Origin of the sequence: Hyunsoonleella rubra, from assembly GCF_042684665.1 — a bacterium.
Lineage (GTDB): Bacteria > Bacteroidota > Bacteroidia > Flavobacteriales > Flavobacteriaceae > Jejuia > Jejuia rubra.
The window spans coordinates 1-3242 of sequence record NZ_JBHULY010000035.1 but is presented as its reverse complement, the minus strand read 5'-3'; the positions used below and the strand labels follow the sequence as shown (position 1 = coordinate 3242).

Below are 3242 nucleotides of genomic sequence, written 5' to 3'. Positions count from 1 at the left end.
AATAACTTTTCTTGGTAATCTTTCTTGCCTTGCATACAGCAAGATACGAATTTTCTGTATATTTAGCGAGTGGTTGTGCAACAGGCACAATGGCTATAAGTAATTGCTTGTTCTCGCCTACTTCTGAAAATCCTCGCGGATTTTCAGTTTGGTGTGTACTTACTAAGTTAAGTGCTAAACCACGCAACTACTCATAGCCCAACCGTTCTCTGCAAGCGGTACGCCAAGTAACTTTTGTTACAATTAAATGCAATAATGAACACTATCTTTAAAAAAAGATGGTTAATACAAATTTGTTAATGAGTCAATTACAGAAGATATTTATAATCCTCCTATTATCTTTCAATTATACTATAGCTTTATCTCAGATAGATACAACACAAGTTAAACAACATATTGAAACTCTTTCTTCAGATGCAATGGAAGGTAGGCTAGTTGGGTCAAAAGGTGAAAAAAAAGCTTCTGAATATATTACTAATTATTTCAAAGAGTTAAGTCTTATTCCTCTACAGGATAAAAAATTCGAACAACCATTCTCGTTTAATTATCAACTAAACCCGCACAACCCGGGCGAGAATCTAAAAAAAATAGAAGGTATCAATGTTGTAGGGAAGATAAACAATGGGAGAAAGCACACATTTGTTATAGGTGCACATTATGACCATTTGGGTTATAATGAATATAATTTATCTACTGATTCTAAAGGCAAAGGAATGATTCATAATGGTGCGGATGATAATGCTTCAGGCGTTGCTGCAGTTTTAGAACTAGCTAATATTTATAGCAATAACGATGTTGTAGAGCCAGTAAATTTTATTTTTGCTTGTTTTTCGGGTGAAGAATTAGGCTTAATGGGGTCCAAATCCTTAGCAAAAATTATAAAGAATGAATACCCCAATGTTTCTTTTATGATAAACTTTGATATGATTGGCAGAATGGATTCTACCAAAACACTTAACATTGGAGGTGTGGGTACTTCTCCTCGCTTAAATGATATTGTTTTTAAAAACAAACCTAGCGAATTTAAGTTGAAAATTGATTCGAGTGGTGTTGGTCCTTCTGACCATACTTCTTTTTATTTACAAAACATACCTGTACTATTCTTCTTTACTGGATTGCATACTGATTATCACAAGCCTAGCGATGATGCTGATAAAATAAATTATGTACAAACGAACTCGATAATTGAATATGCACAATCTATCATAGATACTCTGTCAATTAATCCTGTTTTGAAATTTAACGAAACAAAATTTAAAACAAAAAAAAGCAACGCCACATTTAAAGTAACTTTAGGGATTTTTCCAGACTATACTGATTATGGAGACGGACTTCATATTCAAGAAGTTCTAGAAAATAGAACCGCTCAGAAATATGGATTACAAAAAGGAGATATCATTACCAAAATAGACGAATTTATAATTACTGAGATCTATTCATATATGGAATGTTTATCAAAACTCGAAGATAACAAAACGTATAAACTCACTTATATCAGAAACTACACAACACAGACTATTAAAATAAAATTTTAAACAATGAAACTAATCGGCATTTTTATTAAGACAATATTTATTCTATTAATTTTGGGGACTACATTTGCTCAAACTGCTCCGTTCAATATTGCAATCGAACCTATGAACATTGCCAGTTTAGGAGGGCTACAATCCTATGCATTTGGCCAAGATAATGGAAAATGGCTCTTGGTGGGAGGAAGACTTGACGGTTTACACAGAAGACAGCCTTGGGCTTCTTTTGATATTGCTGGTCATAATAATCAGCTGATTGTTGTTGACCCAGTTACAATGCAAAAATGGTCTGCACCACTTACCACTTTACCAACCTCTATTCAAGAACAATTGAGTTCTACCAATATGAATTTTTATCAAGAAGGAGATTATTTATATTGTGTTGGTGGTTATGGATATAGTGTAACACTAGCAGACCATACAACGTTCCCAAATCTTACAGCAATTAAAGTGTCCGATGTAATTAATGCTGTAATTAGTAATTCAAGTTTTACCAATTATTTTAGGCAAATTACAGACACAGAATTTCAAGTTACTGGGGGTAGATTAAAAAAGATAAACAACGTTTATCATTTATTAGGCGGACAAAAATTCTTGGGCAGATATAACCCTATGAATAACCCAACATTTACACAAGAATACACTAACGAAATAAGAAGATTTACAATTAGCGATAATGGCATAAACGTAACCATAAACCACTTAATGCCATTTACGGATGTTACCAATTTACATAGACGTGATTACAATGCTGAACCCCAAATACTTCCAAATGGAAATGAAGGAATAACGATGTTTTCGGGAGTGTTTCAGCAAACGGCTGATTTGCCATTTTTAAATTCAGTTACTGTGGATAGTAATAATTATACGGTAAACAATTCTTTTCAACAATTTTACAACCATTATCACTGTGCAGTTGTGCCTCTTTATTCTTCAAGCAATAATGAAATGCACACCGTTTTTTTTGGTGGAATAGCTCAATATTATGATAGTTCAGGTGTATTAGTTCAAGACAATGATGTGCCCTTTGTAAAAACAATAGCAAGAGTTACAAGAGACTCCAATGGCAATATGGCAGAATATAAACTTCCTATAGAAATGCCAACCTATTTAGGAGCAGGTTCAGAATTCATACCCATTAAAACTATTCCTCACTACAGCAATGAAGTACTCAAACTTGATGAAATCACAACTGATAGCACATTAATCGGGTACATTTTTGGAGGAATAAACAGTACAGATAAAAACATTTTTTGGATTAATGACGGGACTCAAAGCACAGCGAATAGTCAAATATTTAAAGTTTACCTGACAAATCAAACATTATCAACTTCAACACACGACTTGAATGAACAGAGTAATGGAACACTTCAAATGACTGTTTATCCAAATCCTAACAATGGAATATTAAACGTAGAATATCAATTAAAAGAGATTGAAAATGTGAGACTGAAAATTTTTGACTTAAAAGGCAGACTTATTGAAAGTAAAGTATTGAATAATCAAATAGTTGGCAAAAACAGCTATCAGCAGAATGTAGATAAGATAACCCAAAACAATATATTCTTTATCTCTATCGAAACACCTTATGAAACGGCTACACAAAAAATTATTGTGAATGAATAAGAAAGCCAGCAGAGAACAATGTATCCTATGAAAAGCCCTAGTCCAGTTCTCTAAAGATAATTAATATTTTATTTTTTTACTTAAACC

At 32.8% G+C, this 3242-nt stretch carries 2 protein-coding genes; both read left to right on the top strand.

Annotated elements, in window-relative coordinates:
- Nucleotides 1-299 precede the first annotated feature (299 nt).
- The gene (locus tag ACFSR8_RS14660) at nt 300-1535 is read left to right on the top strand and encodes a M20/M25/M40 family metallo-hydrolase (RefSeq protein ID WP_380293355.1); all 1236 of its coding nucleotides are present in this window, start codon (nt 300-302) and stop codon (nt 1533-1535) included.
- A 3-nt stretch (nt 1536-1538) separates the two neighbouring features.
- On the top strand, nt 1539-3155 hold the full coding sequence (locus ACFSR8_RS14655) for a T9SS type A sorting domain-containing protein (protein ID WP_380293353.1): 1617 nt from the start codon (nt 1539-1541) through the stop codon (nt 3153-3155).
- Nucleotides 3156-3242: the final 87 nt, after the last annotated feature.